10 protein-coding genes are annotated in these 23,943 nt (G+C 58.9%); 4 read left to right on the top strand and 6 right to left on the bottom strand.

Features of this window, described 5'->3' with window-relative positions; translation table 11 throughout:
- Positions 1-512 precede the first annotated feature (512 nt).
- The 3 genes from AFK24_RS20270 to AFK24_RS20260 are packed head-to-tail and all read left to right on the top strand — an operon-like array spanning position 513 to position 16,562.
- Positions 513-8,303, top strand: a complete 7,791-nt coding sequence (locus AFK24_RS20270) for a non-ribosomal peptide synthetase (RefSeq protein ID WP_065834912.1) — start codon at positions 513-515, stop codon at positions 8,301-8,303.
- Positions 8,303-15,586: a non-ribosomal peptide synthetase gene (locus AFK24_RS20265; protein ID WP_065834911.1), complete on the top strand. Its 7,284-nt coding sequence runs from the start codon at positions 8,303-8,305 to the stop codon at positions 15,584-15,586. Before AFK24_RS20270 ends, AFK24_RS20265 begins: the two co-directional genes overlap by 1 nt.
- A 19-nt stretch (positions 15,587-15,605) precedes the next feature.
- Positions 15,606-16,562, top strand: a complete 957-nt coding sequence (locus AFK24_RS20260) for an alpha/beta hydrolase (protein ID WP_065834910.1) — start codon at positions 15,606-15,608, stop codon at positions 16,560-16,562.
- A gap of 12 nt (positions 16,563-16,574) precedes the next feature.
- On the opposite strand, the gene AFK24_RS20255 is transcribed toward AFK24_RS20260, so the two are convergent.
- Positions 16,575-18,449, bottom strand: a complete 1,875-nt coding sequence (locus AFK24_RS20255) for an MFS transporter (RefSeq protein ID WP_065834909.1) — start codon at positions 18,447-18,449, stop codon at positions 16,575-16,577.
- 960 nt (positions 18,450-19,409) lie between these two features.
- Here AFK24_RS20255 and AFK24_RS20250 point away from each other — a divergent pair.
- Complete coding sequence (locus AFK24_RS20250) at positions 19,410-19,673, top strand: hypothetical protein (protein WP_065834908.1); 264 nt, start codon at positions 19,410-19,412, stop codon at positions 19,671-19,673.
- 134 nt (positions 19,674-19,807) lie between these two features.
- On the opposite strand, the gene AFK24_RS30095 is transcribed toward AFK24_RS20250, so the two are convergent.
- From AFK24_RS30095 to AFK24_RS20230, 5 genes are all read right to left on the bottom strand, one after another.
- Positions 19,808-20,164, bottom strand: a complete 357-nt coding sequence (locus AFK24_RS30095) for a hypothetical protein (protein WP_080482224.1) — start codon at positions 20,162-20,164, stop codon at positions 19,808-19,810.
- Positions 20,165-20,206: 42 nt separating this feature from the next.
- Positions 20,207-20,791, bottom strand: coding sequence for a tetratricopeptide repeat protein (locus AFK24_RS30090; protein WP_139110544.1), 585 nt, complete (start codon positions 20,789-20,791; stop codon positions 20,207-20,209).
- Between the two features lie 26 nt (positions 20,792-20,817).
- Positions 20,818-21,795, bottom strand: a complete 978-nt coding sequence (locus tag AFK24_RS20240) for a tetratricopeptide repeat protein (RefSeq protein ID WP_170826367.1) — start codon at positions 21,793-21,795, stop codon at positions 20,818-20,820.
- A 77-nt stretch (positions 21,796-21,872) separates the two neighbouring features.
- Positions 21,873-22,859 (bottom strand): tetratricopeptide repeat protein, encoded by a 987-nt coding sequence (locus tag AFK24_RS20235; protein ID WP_065834906.1) that lies wholly within the window; start codon positions 22,857-22,859, stop codon positions 21,873-21,875.
- Positions 22,860-22,929: 70 nt separating this feature from the next.
- Entirely contained in the window at positions 22,930-23,916 is a 987-nt protein-coding gene (locus tag AFK24_RS20230; protein ID WP_139110543.1) for a tetratricopeptide repeat protein, read from the bottom strand.
- Positions 23,917-23,943: the final 27 nt, after the last annotated feature.

Below are 23,943 nucleotides of genomic sequence, written 5' to 3'. Positions count from 1 at the left end.
CAGACAGTTTGAGTTGGCCAGGCTGACCTCATCGGGGACAAGTCCCCTCCTACCGGTTTTATAGGCAGCCGGTAGCGAATTCATTCGCGAAGGGCCGGTACAGCCGAAGGTGGGTAGGACCGGACTTGTCCGGGAAGACAGTGGCTCAGGCACTGACGCTGGGTCAGACAGTTTGAGTTGGCCAGGCTGGCCTCATCGGGGACAAGTCCCCTCCTACCGGTTTTATAGGCAACCGGCAGCGAATTNCAGACAGTTTGAGTTGGCCAGGCTGACCTCATCGGGGACAAGTCCCCTCCTACCGGTTTTATAGGCAACCGGTAGCGAATTCATTCGCGAAGGGCCGGTACAGCCGACATCGATTCAGTGCCTGCAACATCGCCTCGCGAATAAATTCGCTCCTACAGTGCGCACCCAAACAATCTGTCGAACTGCCAGACCCCGCTAAATCCAAGCCCTTCCCCTTCGTCTTCCTGACAAAGCCAATTCCTCTGCCGACGGCGACGAGAGCGATCATGAATCAAATCAATCAACAACCCGACGACGACCTGCTGGCCCTGCTCATGGCTGATGAGCAAGGCACCGAACACGGGATCAAGGCCTCGGCTGCACAAGGTCCGATGCCGGTTTCGTTCGCCCAGCAACGTTTGTGGTTGTTGCAACAATTCGCCCCGGACAGCGCCGCCTACAACCTGCCTCGCGCCTTGTCGATCAAGGGTCGGCTGGATGGCGCGCTGCTGGAAAGCGCATTGCGCAAGGTGGTGGATCGCCACGACATCCTGCGCACCCGCTTCGAGGATATCGATGGCACGCCACAGCAGATGGTTGACCATAACGCGCAGCTGAATCTGGCCCGAATCAACCTTGATGATCGCAACACACTCCCCGGCCATATTGCCGCTGAAGCCGCTCTTGCGTTCGATCTGGGCAGCGCGCCGCTGATCCGCGCCACGCTGCTCAAGCTCGACGAGCAAGAGCACGTGCTGCTGCTCACCTTGCATCACATCGTCTCCGATGCCTGGTCCAATCCGATTCTGATGCAGGATCTGATTACGGCCTTTCAGCGCCTGAGCCTCGGCGATCCCGAGCCCCTCAAACGCCCGACGATTCAATACCTCGACTACGCCCGCTGGCAGCGCGAAGAATACGTGACCACCGAAGCTCACGATCAGGCCGCCGAATACTGGCAGGGCTATCTGGGTGACGACTTGCCGACCCTGGCGTTGCCGACTGACTTCCCGGCCAGCGCCGTGCGCGACAACCGCCAAGGCAGCGTTGCGCTGACGCTGCCTGAAGCATTTTCCCGGCAACTGCAGGGGTTCTGCCAGCAGCACAATTTGTCACCCTTCGTCGTGCTGTTGGGCGCGTGGCAATTGCTGTTGAGCCGCTACAGCGGTCAACGGGACTTCACCGTCGGCGTGCCCAACGCCACGCGCAATCAGAGTGCGACTCAGGAACTGGTGGGCTTTTTTGTCAGCAGCCAGATCTACCGTGCGCGCCTGGACCCGGATCAATCTGTCAGCGACTTCCTGCATGACCTGCGCCACGCTTCACGGGCTGCGCTGGAGCATGCCGATTACCCGATTGAATTGCTGCTGGACCGATTGAACCTGCAACGCAGCACCCAGGCCAATCCGCTGTTCCAGACCCTGCTCAACTGGCGCATCGCCGAGCCTGTCGAAACCACCCTGCAACTGGGCGATCTGCAACTGACCTCGCTGCCGGTCGTCTTGCCGCAAGCCAAGTTCGACCTGAGCATCGATATCGACTATTCGCGACAGAGCATTCGCGCCGACCTGGAATACCGTGCCGAGTTGTTCTTGCCCGAAACCATCGAGCGTCTCGGTCAGCATTGGCAGAATCTGTTGCAGGCCATGCTTGATGCTCCCCAGCAACGTATCGGCGAGCTACCGATGCTCGGCGCAGCAGAACTCACGACTCTCCAGGACTGGAACGCCACGCAAACGGCTTATCCCCTCGATCAACCGGTGCAGCGCCTGATCGAACAACAAGCGCAGCAAACTCCGAACGCCACAGCGCTAGTCTTTGCCGATCAATCCCTGAGCTATCTTCAGCTCAACCAGCAAGCCAACCAGCTGGCACACAAACTCATGGCGCTGGGCGTCGGCCCTGAAGTGTTGGTCGGCATCGCCGTCGAGCGCAGCGTGGCCATGGTCGTTGGCTTGCTGGGGATTCTCAAGGCGGGCGGTGCCTATGTACCGCTGGACCCGGAATACCCCCGCGAGCGGCTGGCCTACATGATCGAAGACAGCGGCATCCAGTTGCTGCTGACGCAAAAAGAGCTGCTCAAGCAGCTACCGACCGAGCACGGGCAGAACATCCTCAGCCTCGACGAACTTGATCTTTCCGGCCTCCCGTCGAGTAATCCCGAGATCACAGTCAACCCGGAAAACCTGGCGTATGTGATCTACACCTCAGGCTCCACCGGCAAACCCAAAGGCGCGGGCAACCGGCATTCGGCGCTGACCAATCGCCTGTGCTGGATGCAGCAGGCTTACGGGCTGGACCGCAGCGACACCGTGCTGCAAAAAACCCCGTTCAGTTTCGATGTCTCGGTCTGGGAGTTTTTCTGGCCGTTGATGACCGGTGCGCGCCTGGCCATGGCCGCGCCGGGGGATCATCGCGATCCGGCGAAACTGGTGGCGCTGATTGAACGCCATCAGGTCACCACCCTGCATTTCGTACCCTCGATGCTGCAAGCCTTCCTGCTGGACGACACCGCGCAGCGCTGCACCGGTTTGCAACGCATCGTTTGCAGCGGCGAAGCCCTGCCCGTGGACACTCAACAACAGGTGTTCGCCAAACTGCCCAACGCCAGCCTGTTCAATCTTTATGGCCCGACCGAAGCGGCCATCGACGTGACCCATTGGACCTGCCGCGAGGAGCACCGCGACAGCGTGCCCATCGGCCAGCCTATCGCCAACCTGGCCACGCACATCCTTGATGGGCAATTGCAGCCGCTGCCAGTCGGCGTGATCGGCGAGCTGTACCTGGGCGGTGCGGGCCTGGCCCGTGGTTATCATCAGCGTCCGGCGCTGACTGCCGAACGCTTCGTCACCAGCCCGTTTGGCGATGGCGAGCGTCTGTATCGCACCGGCGACCTGGCCTGTTATCGCGCCGACGGCGTCATCGACTATCGCGGCCGCATCGACCATCAAGTGAAGATTCGCGGCCTGCGCATCGAGCTGGGGGAAATCGAAACCCGCCTGCTGCAACTGCCGGACATTCGTGAAGCGGTGGTCCTCGCCGTCGACCAGCAACTGGTGGGTTATGTGGTGCCCGTGCAGCCCGCCGAAGCCGGTCGTCACAGCCTTTTGCAGGAGGCGATCAAGGCCCGGCTAGCCGAGCACCTGCCCGATTACATGGTGCCCGGCCAATGGGTGTTTCTCGCGCAAATGCCCCTGAGCGCCAACGGTAAACTGGACCGCAAGGCGTTGCTGGCGCCCGATGCCGCTCAGCGGCAAAACGCTTATGTTGCGCCGCGTACCGAGCTGCAACAGCGCCTGACCGAGCTTTGGCAGGACGTGCTCAAACGCGAAACCATCGGCATCACCGATAACTTTTTCGACCTGGGCGGTGACTCGATCATCTCCATTCAACTGGTCAGCCGCGCGCGTCAGGCCGGTATCCAGTTCAGCCCCAAAGAACTGTTTCAGCATCAGACCATCGCCCATCTGGCCAATGTCGCGCGCATTGACGACGTCGGCCAGATGATCGAGCAAGGCCCGGCAACCGGCGCGGCACTGTTGCTGCCGATTCAGCAGGCGTTCTTCGCCAGGAATCTGGCCGAGCCGCAGCACTGGAATCAGTCGGTGGTACTCAAGCCGAACGTCACCCTGGACGCCGACCACCTTGAGCAGGCCTTACGCGCGCTGCTCGCCCATCACGATGCGCTGCGCCTGACCTTCAGCCAGACGCCCGACGGCTGGACGTCCGCCTATCAATCCATGCAAGCCGGCAGCTTCGAGCTATGGCAGGCGCACATCAGCGATATTGCTGATCTTGCGCAGCTGGGCAACGACGCGCAACGCAGTCTGAATCTGCAAGACGGTCCATTGCTGCGCGCGGTGCTGGTCAGCCTCGACGACGGCAGCCAACGCTTGCTGCTGGCGATCCATCATCTGGTGGTGGACGGCGTTTCCTGGCGGGTCTTGTTCGAGGATTTGCAGAGCAGCTACCGTCAATTGCAGTCAGGCCAGCCGATTGCCCTGCCCGCCCGAACCAGCGCATTTCAGGCCTGGGGCGAACGCCTGCAAACTTATGCAAAAGAAAACACGGCGCTGCAACAGCAGCTGCCGTTCTGGCAGCAACAACTGGCGGGCGCGTCCGACGAATTGCCCGGTGCGCGCCCCGCTGCCCGTCTTGATAATGCACTGGCCGTTACCGTACAAACCCGGCTGGATCAAACCCTCACTCGCCAGTTGTTGCAGCAGGCGCCAGCGGCGTATCGCACCCAGGTCAACGACCTGCTGCTGACCGCCCTGAGCCGAGTGATCAGCCGCTGGACCGGACGCGACAGCAGCGTCATTCAACTGGAAGGCCACGGCCGCGAAGCGTTGTTCGATGATATCGACTTGAGCCGCAGCGTGGGTTGGTTCACCAGTCTGTACCCGGTGAAACTCTCGGCGGCGACAACCTTTGAGGACTCGATCAAGACCGTCAAAGAGCAGCTGCGCGCCATCCCCGACAAAGGCATCGGTTTTGGCCTGCTGCGTTATCTGGGCGACGAGGCGACTCGCGTTCAGTTGAGCCAGGCGCCAACGCCGCGCATCACCTTCAATTACCTGGGCCAGTTCGACGGCAGTTTCGATAGCGCCGCCAACAGCCTGTTCAGCCCTTGTGACGAGAACGCTGGCGCCGAGCAAAGCCCGGAGGCGCCGCTGGGTAACTGGCTGACCCTCAACGGCCGCGTCTACGCGGGTGAGCTGAGCATGGGCTGGACCTTCAGCCGCGAGATGTTCGATGAAACGCTGATCCAGCGCCTGGCCGATGAGTACGCCCGCGAGCTGGCCGAACTGATCGAGCATTGCGCGCAACACAACGGCATCACGCCTTCAGACTTCCCGCTGGCGCAGATCAGCCAGCAGCAGCTGGACGACTTGCCGATTGCCGCCGCAGACATCCAGGACATCTACCCGCTCGCACCGATGCAGCAAGGCATGCTGTTCCATACCTTGCACGAGCAAGCGGCCGGCAATTACCTGAACCAGATGCGTCTGGACGTCAGCGGTCTGGACCCGGAATTGTTCCGTCAGGCCTGGCAAGCGGTCATCGACCAGCACGACATCCTGCGCACTGCGTTCCTCTGGAGTGGCGAGCTGGAACAGCCGCTGCAAGTGGTCCGCTCGCACCTGGACATGCCGTTCAGCGTGCTGGATCTGCGCAGCTCTGCCAATCAACAACAGGCGCTGAACGAGCTGGCGCAACAAGAGTTGCAGCTGGGTTTCGATCTGAGCCAGGCGCCGTTGCTGAAGCTGATCGCCGCGCAAACCGCTGACAACAGCCATCACTTGATCCTCACGCACCACCACATTTTGATGGACGGCTGGAGCACCTCGCAGTTGCTGGGCGAAGTATTGCAACGCTACAGCGCACGGCCGGTCGCGGCGCATCAAGGTCGCTATCGGGATTACATCGACTGGCTGCAACAGCAGGATCACGCGGCCAGCGAGACATTCTGGCGCGAGCAATTCAAGGCACTGGACGAGCCGCTGCTACTGGCCCGACACCTGACGCCTCCCGTTGATGCGCTTGCCGGTCACGCCGACTACAACCTGGCGCTGGATCCCGAGCAAACCGCGGCCTTGAACGCGTTCGCCCGACAGCAGAAAGTCACCCTCAACACGCTGTTGCAGGGCGCGTGGTCGCTGCTGCTGCAACGCTACACCGGTCAGGACGCGGTGTGCTTCGGCGCCACTGTCGCCGGCCGGCCGACGCAGATCACCGGGATTGAGCAGCAGGTCGGACTGTTCATCAACACCTTGCCGGTGGTGAGCGATCCGCGCCCGGAACTGATCGTCAGCCAGTGGTTGCAAGTGCTGCAAGCGCAGAACCTGAACCTGCGTGAACACGAACACAGCGCACTGTCCGATGTGCAACGCTGGGCTGGGCAGCCGGGCGAAGCCTTGTTCGACACGCTGCTGGTGTTCGAAAACTACCCGATTTCCCAGGCGCTGGAACAAGGCGCGCCGCAAGGTCTGCGCTTCGCCAATATCAGCAGCCATGAGCAGACCAACTACCCGCTGACCCTGATTATCAATGCCGCCGAAAGCCTGGCGCTGCGCTTCAACTATTCGCGTCAGCAGTTCAGCCCGCAGGTCATCGCCGCCATTGCGCGGCAGACCCTTGAACTGCTCAACGCTTTACGGGAAAACGTCAAGCGCCCAGTGGGCGAACTGACACTTAGCGACAGCGCATCCGCCCTTCAGGAATGGAATCCGGCCCGCAGCGAGTTCCCCGTCGAGCCGTGTCTTCAGCAACTGATCGAAGCCCAGGCCGCTCGCGCGCCGAATGCCATCGCCGTAACCTGCGACGGCCAGCAGTTGACTTACGCACAGCTCAATCAGCGCGCCAACCAGTTTGCGCACCAGCTGATTGAACGCGGAGTCGGCCCCGAGGCGCGCGTTGGCCTGGCGGTTGAACGCAATCTGGAAATGATCATCGGCCTGCTGGCGATTCTCAAAGCCGGTGGCGCTTATGTGCCGCTGGACCCGGCCTATCCCGAAGATCGCTTGAGCTACATGATTCAGGACAGCGGCATTGGCGTGCTGCTGACCCAAGGTTCGCTGCTCGGCGCATTGCCGATTAACGCGGATATTCAAGTGCTGCTGCTTGACGACGGCGCGTCCGGCTACAGCGACGCCAACCCGGTCATCAGCATCGATCCGGCAAATCTCGCCTACGTGATTTACACCTCCGGCTCCACCGGCCAGCCCAAGGGCGCGCTGCTGACCCACGCCAACGCCCTGCGTTTGTTCAAGGCCGGCGAACAGCATTTCAGCTTCAGCAAGCAGGACGTGTGGACGCTGTTCCATTCCTACGCATTCGACTTTTCGGTCTGGGAAATCTTTGGCGCGCTGCTCTACGGCGGCAAGCTGGTGATCGTGCCACACGCCGTCAGCCGCAGCCCGCAAGCCTTCCACGAGCTGCTTATCGAACACGGCGTCACGGTGTTGAACCAGACGCCGTCCGCGTTCAAGCCTTTGATGGCGGTGGCCTGCGCGGCACAACAAAGTCTGGCGCTGCGTTATGTGGTGTTCGGTGGCGAAGCGTTGGACGTACCGAGTCTGCGTCCGTGGTTCGAGCAGTTTGGTGATCGCTCGCCGCAGCTGATCAACATGTATGGCATCACCGAAACCACGGTCCACGTCACCTACCGGGCGATCACCCGGGATGATTTCCTCAAGGACACTTCCAGCCCGATTGGCGCGCCATTGGCCGACCTTGCCTGGTACTTGTTGGACGGCGCGCTGAATCCGGTGCCCAAAGGCAGCATCGGCGAGCTGTATATCGGCGGCGCAGGTCTGGCGCGGGGTTACTTGAATCGGCAGGATCTGACCGCAACGCGCTTTGTTCCCAACCTGTTTGCCGACGATGGCAGCCGCTTGTATCGCACTGGCGATCTGGCGCGTTACCGCACCGATGGCAGCATCGACTATCTGGGGCGCAGCGATCATCAGGTGAAGATTCGCGGTTTCCGTATCGAGCTGGGGGAAATCCAAGCGCAACTCTTGGCGCAGCCCCACGTTGAACAGGCCGTTGTTCTGGCCCGTGACAGCAGCGACGGTCAGCAACTGAGTGCGTACATCGTGGCCGACGAGTCGGTCGCCAGCCGGGAAGCGCTCAAGGCTGCTCTCAAGGAGCAGCTGCCGGACTACATGATCCCGACGCACCTGCTGTTTGTCGCCAACCTGCCGCTGACCGCCAACGGCAAACTCGACCGCAACGCCCTGCCGGAACCCCACGCCAGCCAGGGCCAAGGCGAGTTCGTCGCGCCGCAAACCCGGCTGGCGCAGCAAATCGCCGGGATCTGGCAAGACGTCCTCAAGCTGGAGCGCGTTGGCCTGACCGATAACTTCTTCGAGTTGGGCGGGCATTCGCTGCTGGTCATCAAGGTGGTGTCGCGCCTGCAACTGGAGCTCGGCTTGCAGCTGACCCCACAGCACGTGTTCCAGGCCCCGACATTGGGGGCTTTTGCCAACGCACTGGAGCAGGACGGCGATGCCGTGAACACATCGAAATTGAGCAGGCTCGAAGCACTGCTCGACGACATGGAGGAAGTTTGATGGACCGCACGACCGCTTCGAGAATTGCCCGGCGCTTTATCACTCTGCCGCTGGAAAAACGCACTGTCTATTTGCAGAAGATGCTTGAAGAAGGCGTGTCCCCGGCTAACCTGCCGATCCCCGAAGTGCAGTCGAGCTTTGAGCAATTGCCGCTGTCCTTCGCCCAGGAACGCCAATGGTTTCTCTGGCAACTTGACCCGCACAGCGCGGCGTATCACATCCCCATGGCCCTGCATTTGCTCGGTGAACTGGATGTTGCCGCCCTGGAGCGCAGCTTCAACGCGCTGATCGCCCGTCACCAAAGTTTGCGCACCACCTTCCAGCTGGTCGATGAGCGCACCGTGCAAGTTGTTGCCGATGCACAGCGCATCAAGCTGGGCCTGCGCAACGCCGAAACCGGCGCCCCATCCGAAGTGAAAGCCTTCATTGCTGAAACCACCGCGCAACTGTTCGACCTGGAAAATGGCCCGTTGCTGCGGGCTGAACTGCTGCGCCTGAGCGAGCATGAACATGTGCTGGTCATGGCTCAGCACCATATCGTTTCCGATGGCGCGTCCATGCAGGTAATGGTCACCGAGTTGATCGAATTCTATGCCGCGTTCAGCGGCGGTACTGAGCCCGAGCTGCCGGAACTGGCGATTCAATACGCCGACTACGCTATCTGGCAGCGGCACTGGATGGAAGCCGGCGAACGCGAGCGCCAGCTGGATTACTGGACCCGGCAATTGGGCGGCGAACAACCGGTGCTGGAACTGCCCGCCGACCGTCCGCGTCCCGCCGAGCAAAGTTACCGGGGCGCGCAACTGGACGTGGTGCTGGACGCGCAACTGGGGCCAGCCCTCAAGCAACTGGCGCAACAGCACAACGTCACGTTGTTCATGTTGCTGCTGGCATCGTTCCAGACCTTGCTGCATCGCTACAGCCGACAAAACGACATCCGCGTCGGCGTGCCGGTGGCCAACCGCAACCGGATGGAAACCGAGCGACTGATCGGCTTTTTCGTCAACACTCAGGTGCTCAAGGCCGAGTTCAGCGAACACACGCGTTTCACTCAATTACTGCAACAGGTCCGGCAAACCGCGCTGGATGCCCAGGCTCATCAGGAATTGCCCTTCGAACAACTGGTCAGCGCGCTGCATCCGGAACGCAGCCTCAGCCACAGCCCGCTGTTCCAGGTGATGTTCAATCATCAAGGCGCAGACGCCACGGCGGCTCACAGCCAGGTGGCCGGTTTGACCATCGATAACCTCGGCTGGGATAACCCCACCGCGCAGTTCGACCTGACCCTGAACACCTCGCTGACTGAACACAGCTTCAGCGCATCGCTGACCTACGCCACCGACCTGTTCGACGCGGCGACCATCGAGCGTCTGGCCCGACATTGGCAGGCCTTGCTGCGCAGCATCGTCAGCGACCCGGACCAGCTCGTCGCCGGTTTGCCGTTGCTGGATGACACCGAACGCGCCTTGATCGTCGCCGGCTGGAACGCGCCGGTCAGCCAGAATCCGCCGACGCACAACGTGGTGCGTCTGTTTGAAGACCAGACGCAAAAAAATCCCTGGGCCGTCGCGCTGATCGTCGCCGGGCAACACCTGACTTACGCGCAACTCAACCGTCGCGCCAACCAGCTCGCCCATTGTTTGATCCAGCAAGGCGTCGGCCCGGAAGTGCTGGTGGGCATCGCCGTTGAACGCAGCGTGGCAATGGTCGTCGGCTTGCTGGCGGTCCTCAAGGCGGGCGGCGCCTACCTGCCGCTGGACCCGACCTATCCCGAAGAACGCCTGGCCTACATGATCGCGGACAGCGGCATACAACTGCTGTTGACCCAAGCCCACGTACAAGAGCAATTGCCGATTCCCGAAGGCCTGAAAACGCTGGTACTGGATGATCCGGCCAGTAGCCTTGGCGCCTTTTCCGAAAACAATCCCGACGTTGCGACCACCCCGGAAAACCTGGCGTACACCCTCTACACCTCCGGCTCCACCGGCAAACCCAAAGGCGTGATGGTCTCCCACGGCGCGCTGCGCAACTTCACCTCAAGCATGGCCGCCGCGCCGGGCATTGCGGCCGATGACCGGCTGCTGTCGCTGACCACGTTCTGCTTCGATATCTTCGGCCTGGAACTCTACGTGCCGCTGAGCGTTGGCGCGCGGGTGATCCTGGCCGGCAACGACGTCAATCTCGATCCGCAAGCGCTGCTGGACATCGTCCGGCGTCAGGGCATCAGCGTCCTGCAAGCCACGCCTTCGACCTGGCGCATGCTCCTAGATCATCCCCAGCGCGCAGCCCTGCAAGGCTGCAAACTGCTGTGCGGCGGCGAAGCCCTGAGCGATGAACTGGCCGCGCGCATGCTGGCGGTCAGTGACCAGTTGTGGAATCTGTATGGCCCCACCGAAACCACCATCTGGTCGGCGAGCCATCGACTGGACCGCAGCCACACTAAACCCTGGCTCGGTCGCCCCATCGACAACACCACGCTGTACATCCTCGACGCCGACCTGCAACCGGCACCGATTGGCGTCGCCGGGGAGCTGCTGATTGGCGGAAACGGCCTGGCCCGGGGTTATTTCAAGCGGCCCGAGCTGACCGCCGAACGTTTCGTGCCGGACCCGTTCGGCGCGCCCGGTGCGCAGCTGTATCGCACCGGCGACCTGTGTCGTTATCGCGCCGACGGCATCATCGAATACCTCGGCCGCCTTGATCATCAGGTAAAGATTCGCGGCTTCCGCATTGAACTGGGGGAAATCGAAACCCGTCTGCAAGCCCAACCGCTGGTACGCACTGCCGCCGTCGTTGCCCAACCGGGTGCGGCTGGCGAGCAGCTGGTCGCCTATGTGGTGCTGGCGCAACCGGTCAGCGACAGCGCCGAACAAGCCGCGCTGCGCGAACGCATCCGCACTGCCCTGCGCAAGGATTTGCCGGATTACATGATCCCCGCGCAGCTGCTGTTCCTCGACCAACTGCCGCTGACGCCCAACGGCAAGCTGGACCGCAAAGCCCTGCCCGCCGCCGATGCCAGCCAGATGCAACAGGTTTACGTCGCGCCGCAAACCGCCATGCAACAACGCATTGCGGCGATCTGGCAGGACGTGCTCAAACTGGATCAAGTGGGCATCAGCGACAACTTTTTCGATCTGGGCGGCGATTCGATCATCTCGATCCAGCTGGTCAGCCGCGCCCGGCAGAACGGCATTCACTTCACGCCCAAGGATCTGTTCCAACACCAGACCGTCGAACATCTGGCTAGCGTGGCGCGTGTTGATGATCAGGAGACAACCGGCCCGACCGACGCCAGCGCCTTCGCCCTGGCGGGTCTCGATGCAGAGCAACTGGCTTCGCTGCCGGTGCCGCTGGCGCAACTGGAAGACATCTACCCGCTGTCGCCGATGCAACAGGGCATGCTGTTCTACACTCTGGAAGCCAACGATGCGGCGCTGTACCTGAACCAGATGGCGGTGTCGGTACAAGGGCTTGATGTGTCGCGTTTCATTGCCGCGTGGAATGCGGTCATCGAGCGCCACGAGATTTTGCGCAGTGGTTTCTGGTCTGCCAGCGCGCTGGCCGAACCCCTGCAACTGGTTTACAAACACGCCAGCATTGCCGTGCAGCAGCTGGACTGGCAAGACCGCAACGTACAGCCGCAGCAGTTGCAACAGCAGGTCGATCTGGACGCCGCCCAGGGTTTCGAACTGCTCGCCGCGCCGTTGATGCGCCTGACGCTGGTGCAGCTCGATGCGCAGACCCATTACCTGATCTGGACCAGCCACCACATTTTGATGGACGGCTGGAGCAGCTCGCGCCTGCTCGGTGAAGTGCTGGAGCACTACAGCGGCCAGCCACTGGTGCCAAAACACGGGCGCTATCGGGATTACATCGCCTGGCTCAAGGCCCAGTCCCAGCAAACCCTGGAACTTTTCTGGAAAGCCCAGCTGCAAGACCTCAGCGGGCCGACCCTGTTGGCCAGCAGCATTGCGCCTGCGCCAGCCGCCGGTCTTGAAGGCCACGAAGCGTTGTACCTGAAGTGGGACAAGGAGCAAACCAACCAGTTGCGGGAACAGGCCCAGCGCCTGCGCATCACGCCCAACACCTTGATCCAGGCCACGTGGTTGCTGCTGTTGCAGCGTTTCACCGGGCAAGCCACGGTTTGCTTCGGCGCCACGGTGGCTGGACGTCCCGCCAGCCTGGCCCATGCCGATGAAATGCTCGGGCTGTTCATCAATACCCTGCCGATCATCCAGACACCCGATCCGCGTCAGACCGTCGCCGACTGGCTGGCGCAGCTGCAAACCTGCAACCTGGGGATTCGCGATCACGAGCACGCCTCCCTGGCCGATATTCAGCGCTGGTCCGGCAACAGCGGCCAGGCGTTGTTCGACAGCATCATCGTCTTCGAAAACCATCCGCTGGACGAGCGCCTGGATCAAGCGACCCAACACAACCTGCACTTCGGCGAGGTCAGCGCCCGTGGCGTCACCGACTTCGCCATGGATCTGGCGGTGATGCTCAAGGACACGCTGACCATCGAATTCATGTACCTGCGCAACCGCTTCAGCGCTGCGGCCAGCGAGCAAATCCGCCGCAGCTACGAGGCCTTGTTGCTGGCCTTGCTGAATAATCCCCACGCCACCCTTGGCAGCCTGGACATGCTCGACGACAGCGAGCGTCGCCAACTGCGCGGCAATAACCTGATGGCCGAGCCGATGACAAGCGCCCCGTTGTTGGCCGAGTTGATCGCCGGACACGCCGTGCAACGTTCGGATGCAATTGCCGTGACCTGCGCCGACCACCAACTGACTTACGTCGAACTGGAACGTCGCGCCAATGTGCTGGCCCACCACTTGCTCGCCCAAGGCGTCGGCCCGGAAACCTTCGTCGGCGTTGCCCTGGAACGCTCGGTGGACGTGATCGTCGCGTTCTACGCCGTGATGAAAACCGGCGCCGCGTATGTGCCGCTGGACATCGATTATCCTCAGGAACGCATTCAGTGGATTGTCCAAGATTCGGCGATGAACCTGTTGATCACCCACAGCAGCTTGCGGGAGCGCTTTGCCGCACTCGCGCCGAATGTGCTCGCCCTGGACGCCCTTGAGCTCGGTTCGCTGCCGCACACCTGCCCGATCAACCAGGTGCAGGAATCCAACCTTGCGTACCTGATCTACACCTCCGGCTCGACCGGCCAGCCCAAAGGCGTGGCGGTCAGTCATGGGCAGATTCGCATGCATTGCAAGGCGATTGCCGAACGCTACGACATGGACGAGCAGACCCGGGAATTGCTGTTCATGTCCTTCGCCTTCGACGGCGCCCAGGAACGCTGGCTGTCGACATTGCTCAGCGGCGGCGAATTGGTGGTGCGCGACAATCACCTATGGACCCCGGAAGAAACCTGGCAAGCACTGCACGCCCACCGGATCAGCATCGCCTGCTTCCCGCCCGCCTACCTGCAACAACTGGCCGAATACGCGGAAACCCAGGACCAGCCGCCTCCGCCCGTGCGTATTTATTGCTTCGGCGGCGACGCCGTGGCCGACGCCAACTTCGAACGGGTCAAGCGCGCTCTCAAGCCGCAGTTCCTCACCAATGGCTACGGGCCAACGGAAACGGTGGTTACGCCGCTGTTGTGGAAGGTCGACGTGCAGGCCACCTGTGGCGCGGTGTATGCGCCCATCGGTACGCGAGTCGGCGAGCGCAGTTTGTATGTGCTCGACGAAGCGCTGAACCCGTTGCCCGTCGGCGTGGCCGGTGAGTTGTACATCGGCGGCCAGGGCGTGGCGCGGGGTTATCACCGTCGTCCCGGCCTGACCGCCGAGCGCTTCGTCGCCGACCCGTTCGCCAGCGATGGCGGCCGCTTGTACCGCACCGGCGACCGGGTTCGCCAGCGTGCCGACGGGGTTATCGATTACCTCGGGCGGCTGGACAATCAGGTGAAGATTCGCGGTTTCCGCATCGAACTCGGCGAGATCGAAGCACGCTTGCGCGCCATGCCGGGGGTGCAGGATGCCGTGGTGGTGGCGCGGGAAAGCGCAGCGGGTAAACAGCTGATCGGCTATGTCGTCGCAGTTGCGCAAGCCAACCTTGGCCAGCGTTTGCGCAGCGAGCTGCAAACTGACTTGCCGGATTACATGGTGCCGGCGCAGATCCTCACGCTCAGCGAATTCCCGCTGAATGCCAACGGCAAGCTGGATCGCAAGGCCTTGCCGGATCCGCAATTCAAGGGCCGTGAGTTCATCGCCCCGCGCAACGATGTCGAGCGGGGTTTGGCCGCGATCTGGCGAGAGGTGCTGGAGGTCGATCAAATTGGCGTCACCGATAACTTCTTCGAGTTGGGCGGCGATTCCCTGCGCATCCTCAAAGTACTGTCCAAAGTGCGCGCCAGCGGTTTGCCGGTGCAGTTGAAACTGCGTGACATGATCAGTAAACCGACCATCGCCGAGCTGTCCGGCTTTACACTGGATGGCAATCCGGACGAAGGGCAAAACCTCGACCCTTTGTTGCTGCTCAACAGCCGCACCAGCAACGCGCCAGCCTTGTTCTGCCTGCACGCGGGCTTTGGCACCGTATTCGATTACGAGCCGCTGGCCCGGCGGCTGGATGGCAAGCGCAGCGTCTACGGCCTGCAATGCCGCATGTTGTTGCAGCGCGACTGGCAGGATGAATCCCTTGCGGCCATGGCCATCGACTACGCGCAGTACATTCGTCAGAAACAGGCCGACGGCCCCTATCATTTGCTGGGCTGGTCGCTGGGCGGAACCCTCGCCGTGCTGGTAGCTCAGGAACTGGAAAACCAGGGCCAGTGCGTCGAGTTTCTCGGTCTGGTGGACAGCTTTGTGCCCAGCGCCGGACAAACCGATGTCGAAGATGACTGGAACGCCGACCTGCGCAGTTTCCTCGCAGTGATCCTCGGCGTGTCGGCAGAGCAACTGCCAGCGTTCGACCTGGGTGTGAGTCGCAACGTCGATGCGCTGCAAGGCCTGATCGGCAGCATCCAGTCCGGTATGTCGGCGAATTCGGCCTACGCCAGCATCGGCAGCGACGAACTGGCGCACACCTTCTGCGTTGCCATGAAACTCAAGGTGCTGTCACGCCAGATCGACGCCCTGCCCCGCACCGCGAGCACCGCCCATTGCTGGTGGGCGGCCAGCGCCAGCGATGCCGAACATCCACGGATCAGCGGTGCCGTGGCGAACATTCGCATTCCGGCCGGGCATTACCAGTTGCTCAATCACCCAACGCTGCTCAATGGCCTGCTGCAGGTGCTGTCCGCTGCGGAACCGGTCACTCAATAGACGACGAAAGGAACACGCAATGCCTCTGGACCCCGACCTCGAAGGTTTTCTGGAATTGGCGCAGATGGGGCGCCTGAGCGGCAAAAGTCGCCCCATGCACGAGCTGAGTGTCGAACAGGCACGCGCCGAATTTGAACAGACTTCGCAAGTGCTCGACCCTTGCCCGCCCGCCGCCATCGAGGTCAGCACGCTGTCGATCCCGACCCGTGATGGCCAGCACATCAAGGCGAGGCTGTACCGCGTGGCGCAGCAAGAACCGACGCCACAACCGGGAATTCTGTACTTTCACGGCGGGGGTTATGTGGTGGGTAGCCTGGATTCCCACGATTCGATATGCCGTCGCCTGGCTGCCAGTGGTCGCCAATCGGTACTCGCACCCGCTTATCGTCTGGCGCCGGAAGCGCCCTTCCCCACGGCGGTCAATGACGCCCTGGACGCCGCCAACTGGCTGGCCGAACACGCCGCGAACCTCGACATCGACAACCGCCACATCAGCGTCGCCGGTGATAGCGTCGGTGCAACCTTGGCCACGGTACTGGCGATCAGCGCCGTGCTTGCACCGCGGAGCATTCAGCTGCGGCCCAAGGCGCAATTACTCTTCTATCCGGTGACCGACGCCTCGCGAACGCGAGCGTCCCATCAGCGTTATGACGAAGGGTTTCTGCTCGAAAGTGAAACCCTGCAGTGGTTTTACCAGCATTACAGTCCCGATCCGGCGCAACGCAGCGACTGGCGAATGTCGCCGTTGCTGGTCGAAGACCTCAAGCCGCTGGCGCCCGCTTATATAAGCCTGGCCGAATACGACCCGCTGTTTGATGAAGGCGTGGCCTACGCCGAACTGCTCAGTGCCACCGGCACGACGGTGACCCAGAACATTCAGCACGGCCTGACTCATGACTTCCTGCGCATGAGCGGCATCAGCGAAGCGATCCCCGGCGTTTATGCGGCCATCGACGAATGGCTGCTCAAACACTGATTAAAAATGGCTTCAGCGCTGGCTTCCGCGCAGCAGCGCCACTTGTTCCCGAGCCTGCGCGGGTGCCGAACCGTCGGCCGCCAGCGCTGGCCCGGCAACCACGGTGACCCGTGACCACAAGCGCCGAAACACGCCCTTGTTCGGATCGCGACTGAAAAAGCTGCCCCACAAACCCTGCAATGCCAGCGGAATCACCGGCACCTGAGTCTGTTCCAGCACCTTGATCATGCCGCCTTTGAACTCATCGATTTCGCCGTCGCCGGTCAGCTTGCCTTCCGGGAAGATACACACCAGTTCGCCGTCTTTGAGGTACTGGGCGATCCGGCTGAACGCTCGTTCGTAAATCTGCAAATCTTCATTACGCCCGGCAATCGGAATCGTCCCGGCGGTGCGGAAAATGAAGTTGAGCACCGGCAGGTTATAGATTTTGTAATACATCACGAAGCGAATCGGCCGCCGCACCGCGCCGCCGATCAGCAACGCATCGACGAACGACACATGATTGCAAACCAGCAGCGCTGCGCCTTCATCGGGAATCAACTCAAGGTTGCGATGCTCGACGCGGTACATGGAATGGCTGAGCAGCCAGATCAGGAAGCGCATGGTGAACTCGGGCACGATCTTGAAGATGTAAGTGTTGACCGCGATGTTCATCAGCGAGATGACCAGAAACAACTGCGGGATCGACAGCTTGGCGACGCTGAGCAGCAGGATCGACACCAGCGCCGAAACCACCATGAACAGCGCGTTGAGAATGTTGTTGGCGGCAATCACCCGGGAGCGCTCGCTCTCCAGGGTGCGCGACTGAATCAGTGCGTACAGCGGCACGATATAAAAGCCGCCGAAGACGCCGATGCCCAGAATATCGATCAGCACCCACCACGCCTGACTGAAGGACAGCACCTGAAGCCAGTCATTGGCCATGACGTTCTGCGGCATCTGTCCCGAATGCCACCACAGCAGCAAACCAAACACCGTCAGCCCCATAGAGCCGAACGGCACCAGACCGATCTCCACCTTACGCCCGGACAAACGCTCGCAAAGCATCGAACCTGCGGCAATGCCGATGGAAAACACGGTCAGAATCAGCGTCACCACGGTTTCGTCGCCGTACAGCCACTCCTTGGCGTAGGCCGGGATCTGCGTGAGGTAGATCGCGCCGACAAACCAGAACCACGAGTTACCGACAATCGAGCGCGACACCGCTGGCGTCTGGTTCAGGCCCATGCGCAAGGTGGCCCAGGACTGGCTGAAGATATTCCAGTTGATTTTCATTTCCGGCGTCGCGGCGGCCGCACGGGGAATACTGCGGCTGGCGAGATAACCCAGGCACGCCACCAACACCATGACGCTGGCAACCAGCGGCGCGTAGCCCGAAGCGGACATCATCACCCCGGCGCTGATGGTGCCGGCCAGGATCGCCAGAAACGTGCCCATCTCCACCAGACCGTTACCGCCCACCAGTTCCTCTTCGCGCAGGTGCTGCGGCAGGATCGAATACTTCACCGGCCCGAACAGCGCCGAGTGCGTACCCATGGCGAACAGCGCCAGCAGCATCAGCCACAAATGCCCGAACAGAAAACCCGCCGCCCCCACCAGCATGATCCCGATCTCGCCCAGCTTGATCAGACGGATCAACGCATCCTTGGCGTACTTCTCGCCAAACTGCCCGGCCAGCGCCGAGAACAGGAAAAACGGCAGGATGAACAGCAGCGCGCACAAATTGACCCAGATCGAACGATCGCCCTCGATAGCCAGCTTGTAGAGAATCGCCAGGATCAACGACTGCTTGAGCACATTGTCGTTGAATGCCCCAAGGGACTGAGTAATGAAAAACGGCAGGAAGCGGCGTTTCCCTAACAGCGTGAATTGTGACGGGTGGCTCATCGTCCGTGGTCCTGAATAGCGTTGCGATTGGAAGGTCTTGATCCAGTGCGAGCCACATTGAAGACGTTCGTTTACGTTATGTCGATAGGACGTTTCTGATTGTGCAGGGAAATCCGGTTTTATCGAGTGAGCAAAATCCCGTGGGACCGGATTTATCCGGGAAGGCGTTGGCGCTGGTGGCCCGAAACCTCAAGAAAACACGATCCCGTTGGAGCGAGTCCCCGAAGACGCTGGAGCAAGCGCTGAAGATCTCTTTGGCAAACCCGACGCCTTCCCGGACAAGTCCGGTCCTACCAAAGCTTACCCAACCGGTAGGAGGGGACTTGTCCCCGAAGAACGATAACGCGATGGGGCTGGTTGACCAAGGCGCCTGATTCGCGGGCAAGCCTCGTTCCAACGAACCCGCGCGACGTCGTAGGACCGGATTCATCCGGGAGGGCGTCGGTGCTGTCGCCCTGAACCTCAACAAAACACGATCCCGTTGGAGCGAGCGAGCGGCGTTCCGACTTGCCCGCGAATCGATTCACCCATCAATACGCCGTCGACTGACCGGACGCTTTCGCGGGCAAGCCTCGCTCCAACGAGCCCGCGCTATGTCGTGGGACCGGATTCATCCGGGAGGGCGTCGGTGCTGTCGCCCTGAACCTCAACAAAACACGATCCAACGAACCCGCCATCATCCGGCCAGCGGTTGCACCGAACAAACCATCTCCCTATGATTCGCCCCGTCGCTGCAAATCAGCGACCGGATTTGGCGATCCGGCCCATACCTATGCAACAGTTTTTAATGCTCAGTTGTCTTCACCTTGTGTGGGCGACATTCATGACGGCTGTGCGTGGGAGACCTTCGGGTCTGCCGGGTGGGTATGACCGGTTCGCCAACCTGCGTACAGCTGTCACCCAGTTTTGTTTGGCGACGAAACGGGCGACAGGTCTAAAACTACCCTGTGGAGCTTTTTCATGACCCAATACATCCCGCTGAATCAAAACCCAAAAACCGTCCTCTTCATCAACCCAAACGCGCCCTTCCCCGACCTGCACCACTGCGCCGTCGAACGCCTGACCGCCGTGAAAAACCTCATGGCCTGCCTGAGCACCACAGACCTCAAAGACCCCGACGAAAAACACCTCGCCCATGTTGCACAGGCGGCTTGTCTGTTGTTGCAGGACAGTTGTGATGTGCTGGAGGTGATGGAAGTGAGGTTGGATAAGTTCAGAGATTGATCCAAGGCACGTCCACTCCTACAGCGGACCAGCAAAATCCGCTGTAGGAGCGAACTTGTTCGCGATTCGAGTTTAAATCCGACTCAGAGCGTCATGGAGAAACTACCCGCATCACCTAGGCCAAAAAAAATCGATCAATAACCATACTTAGGTAGAAATCTGGATAACGGCGGATGGGTTTTCTTCCAGTCTTCGGCGAAGGCTTTGCCTGCTTCGATCTGTTCGAGATTCATCAACGCGCCAACTTCCTCCAGCGCCTTTTCGCCGTAGGTCTTCCTCCAGGTTCCAGGATCGGCTTGTGCCAATAACAGCGTTAGGCCATAGGCTTTAACCATATCCAATGGGTAACCAACTTCATCAGGCATATGAGCAGTCCAAGCGGCGTAACTGGTCATTGCGCCATAATGGCCGCGCTTTGCAGCAGCTTCAATCCAGTATCCGAGGCCCTTGATATCATTCCTGGCGAGCAACAGCCCGCTCAGATTGCCCATTGCCGGAACATACCCTGACTCTGCAGCGGCGCGAAAAAGACGTTAAATTTCCTTTTCACGTTTTCCGGGAATGAGAAAAATGCCTTTTCCCTCCTGATAGTAAAGCCCCAGCAAGTTTTGCCCCTCAGGAAAACCGGCTTCAGCAGATTTAATCAACCAGCCAAAATCACTTGTCAAAAGGTATAACTGAAACATGGCTTCGCCGTCACCTTGAGCGGCACCTTGGCGCCCCAAGTTTCGGGCTAAATTGCCCCACTGCTCAGGTGTTTTAACGAAAGAGGCGCAGTTTTCTGATAGTTTACAGACAGTATTATCCGCAGTAGCAAGACGAAGCATCGCATAGATGTCACCTTGATCTGCGGACTTTTCATACCAGCGCTGGGCGACAAGACTCATAAACATGGTTTTTTGTCGCTGAATTTCGCCCATATAGTATTGCGCTTCCGGATCGCCTGCTTGCGCGGCCAATTCGAGCAGTGGCACGGCTTCAGCATCAAAGTGCATATTATATAAAGCCAGCCCCTCCTCCTTTATTGATTGGAGCTTGCTCGAAGGCTGCGCCCACACAAAAGACGTGATGGCAAGCAAAGCAAACACAGACAACCTATTGATCAAGGACGAACTCACAGCCATGCCTCCCTAATACTTGACACTCAGTACGTATATTTCGGTCGAAATTCGGATAAAGGCGGATAGTTCCTTTTCCACTGCTCAGCAAAATATTGAGCATCAATTATTTGCTGTTGGTTCATTTTAGGTGCGACTCTTGCGAGCATTTTTTTGCCAAAGCTTAGATTGGACGTTTCCGGCTCTGAGTCACGAAACAACAATGCCAAACCGTAAGCCTTCACATAATCAAGGGGATAATCAACTTTATTAGGCATATGCGCTGTATACACCAAGTACGATGACAAAGCCCCCATATAACCAGTTTTTGCGGCTTTCTCTATCCATTCACCTCCATTTTTTTTCTCTCCACGCCCCACCAAAAGATGCCCATAGTCGTTCATGGCCCGCGGATAACCACTTTCAGCAGATCGTGCCAGCCATTTTTCTGCCTCCTTTTCCCTACTACCGGGAAAGATGAAAAAACCCAAGCCTTCGTCATAGAGGCTCGAAAGCTTGTATTGCGCTTCACCATTTCCTGCTTCGGCCCCCTGAATCAAAAACCTTAATTCTCCAGTCAATCCGAATAACTGCCGCATTGCCTCATTGTCGCCGCTTTGCGCTCTGGCTTCCGCAGTTTTTTGGGCCTCTCGAAACCACTCATCCGGGGTGTGCTCACCGAGTGGACAGCTCCCGGCAATGACGCACAAATCATCCTTTGTATCTGCCAACCTGATCATGGCATCAACACTGCCTTGTTTTGCCGCCGACTCATACAGTTTGTATGCCTCTTCGGTCATCATCATCTTGCCCTGCCGGATTATTTCAGCAAGATAATATTGCGCATCAACGTCCCCTGCGTCTGCGGCAGGTTTGAGATAAGGTATCGCTTCCTCGTGACGAATAAGATTATAGAGATATAGACCTTTATTTTTGGCTGATATCTGATCAGCATTCAATGCTGCAAAAACGTCAAAGGCGCTCACAACCATTAACATGCCGATAATTATTGATACATGATTCACCTCTACCACCATCCTAATTTAAGCATTTCACATACTTCTATATAGTTGAGATTTACACGCACGATTATTAATAAGCTTTAAAATCCATATTTAGGCAAAAACCTAGACAATGGCGGGTGGGTTTTCTTCCATTCTTCAGCGAAAGCTTTTCCAGCTTCTATTTGTTCGTCACTCATCATGTCGGAAATTTTTTTCAACTTTCTTTCACCGTAGCCATACGCACCTGGCTCGGCTTCAGCCAATAAATATATCAACCCATAAGCTTTTACCAAATCCAGCGGTAAACCAACTCGATCTGGCGCATGGGCGCTCCAAGCGCCATAACTACTAACCGCACCAAAATGGCCATGTTCGGCGGCTGCCTTGATCCAATTACCGGCACCTACCAAGTCTTTCTTTGAGAGCAAATACATGGCCAGGTTACCCATCGCGGGAACATATCCCGCATGAGCCGCAGCGCGAAACAGCCGCTCAATTTCTTCGTCGCGCTTGCCGGGAATCAGAAAAAATCCGGCTCCTTCCTGATATTGAACGGCTAACCAGTCCTGCCCTTCAGGAAAGCCAGCATCCGTAGACTTGACGAGCCAGTCCAGATCACCAGTCAATAAATAAAGTTGAAACATGGCTTCGCCGTTGCGCTGGCTAGCGCGCTGCTCCCCTAAAATGCGAGCCGAATCAGCCCATTCTTCAGACGTTTTAACTGCCAATCCGCAGTTCTTCAGCAACTGACAAAGCTTGTTATCCGCGGTAGCCAAACGAAGCATCGAATATATGTCTCCTTGACCAGCAGCTTTTTGGTACCAAAGCTGTGCCTCAGAAGTCATGAACATTGATTTCTGCCGCTCAATTTCACCCATGTAATATTGGGATTCAGGATCGCCTGCCTTTGCCGCTACCTCGATCAGCGGTGCTGCCTGATTATTAACCTGTTTTCCTAACGACATGTTGTACAAAATCAGGCCTTGTTTCTTAGCGGATTCGAGATCGAAGGAAATTTGGGATAACGATAACGGGCTGAAGAAAAACCAGCAAAACGAAACACAACTGACGAACCATGTGCGCACCGCAGGATCCTCTGAAAATGGGCAGCTTGGGGTGAATGATTATAAATGTACGAGAGAATGACGACTCGAACTACAACCCGTACCTAATGGGAAAGCGCGAAAGCGGCGCATTTGTTTTTTTCCTTTCCTCCGCGAAAGCTTTGCCTGCCGTTATTTGCTCAGGCTCCATACGCCTTTCGAGCTCCTTCAGCTGCCTTTCATCAATTCCCCTCCTGCTCGGAAGCTCTGCCTGCGCAACAACTAACATGAGTCCATAACCCTTAACCAAATCCAGGGGAAGCTTCAAATAATCTGAGGTATCAGTCATCCACGCAGCCAAGTCGACTGTCGCTTCAATACCGCCTGCTTTTGCAGCCCGTTCCGTCCAATACATAATTCCAGCAATATCATTTCGTTCAGCCAGGAGCGTAGTCAGCTCTTCAATAGCTGGTACGTAATTCGAATTGGCAGCAGCCACCAACCACTTATCAGCAGTTTTGAGCCGCCTGCCGGGAACGATAAAAAAGCCCTCTCCTTGTCTATATTCAACACTAAGCCAATATTGACCCTCACCAAAGCCCGCTTCAGCTGACTTTATAAGCCAATCAAACTCACCGCTCATCAAATATAATTGATACATCGCCTCCCCGTCACCTTTGGCCGCACGGGCCATAGCAAATGCGTGCGCTGTCTCGCGCCAATGCTTAGGGCTTCTCGTTTCAGGAGCGCAGTTATTCAGATATCTGCACACCTCATCGCTCGTCTTGAACAGCCGCATCATGGCATAGACATCATTTTGATGAGCAGCCAATTCAAACCAATGCTTTGACAGATCATTCACAAATGTGGCCCGTTTTCTCAACACTTCGCCCAAGAAATATTGTGATTCCCGATCACCTGCTTCCGCGGCGATTTTTAAAAAAGGTACCGCGTCAGTGTGTCGATTAAGATTATATAGAAAGGCACCTTTTACTTTCGCGCCAACCTGATCTGGGGCAAGTACAGCCATAGCGAGCGACTGAAAAATGAGGCCTCCAAGCGAAATAAAAACGCCCAAACGGATATTAAATACTTTCAAAGTCTAAAACCCCAAACATCAAACAAC

This window comes from Pseudomonas syringae (assembly GCF_001698815.1).
GTDB lineage: Bacteria > Pseudomonadota > Gammaproteobacteria > Pseudomonadales > Pseudomonadaceae > Aquipseudomonas > Aquipseudomonas syringae_A.
This window is presented reverse-complemented; position numbering and strand designations above follow the sequence as displayed.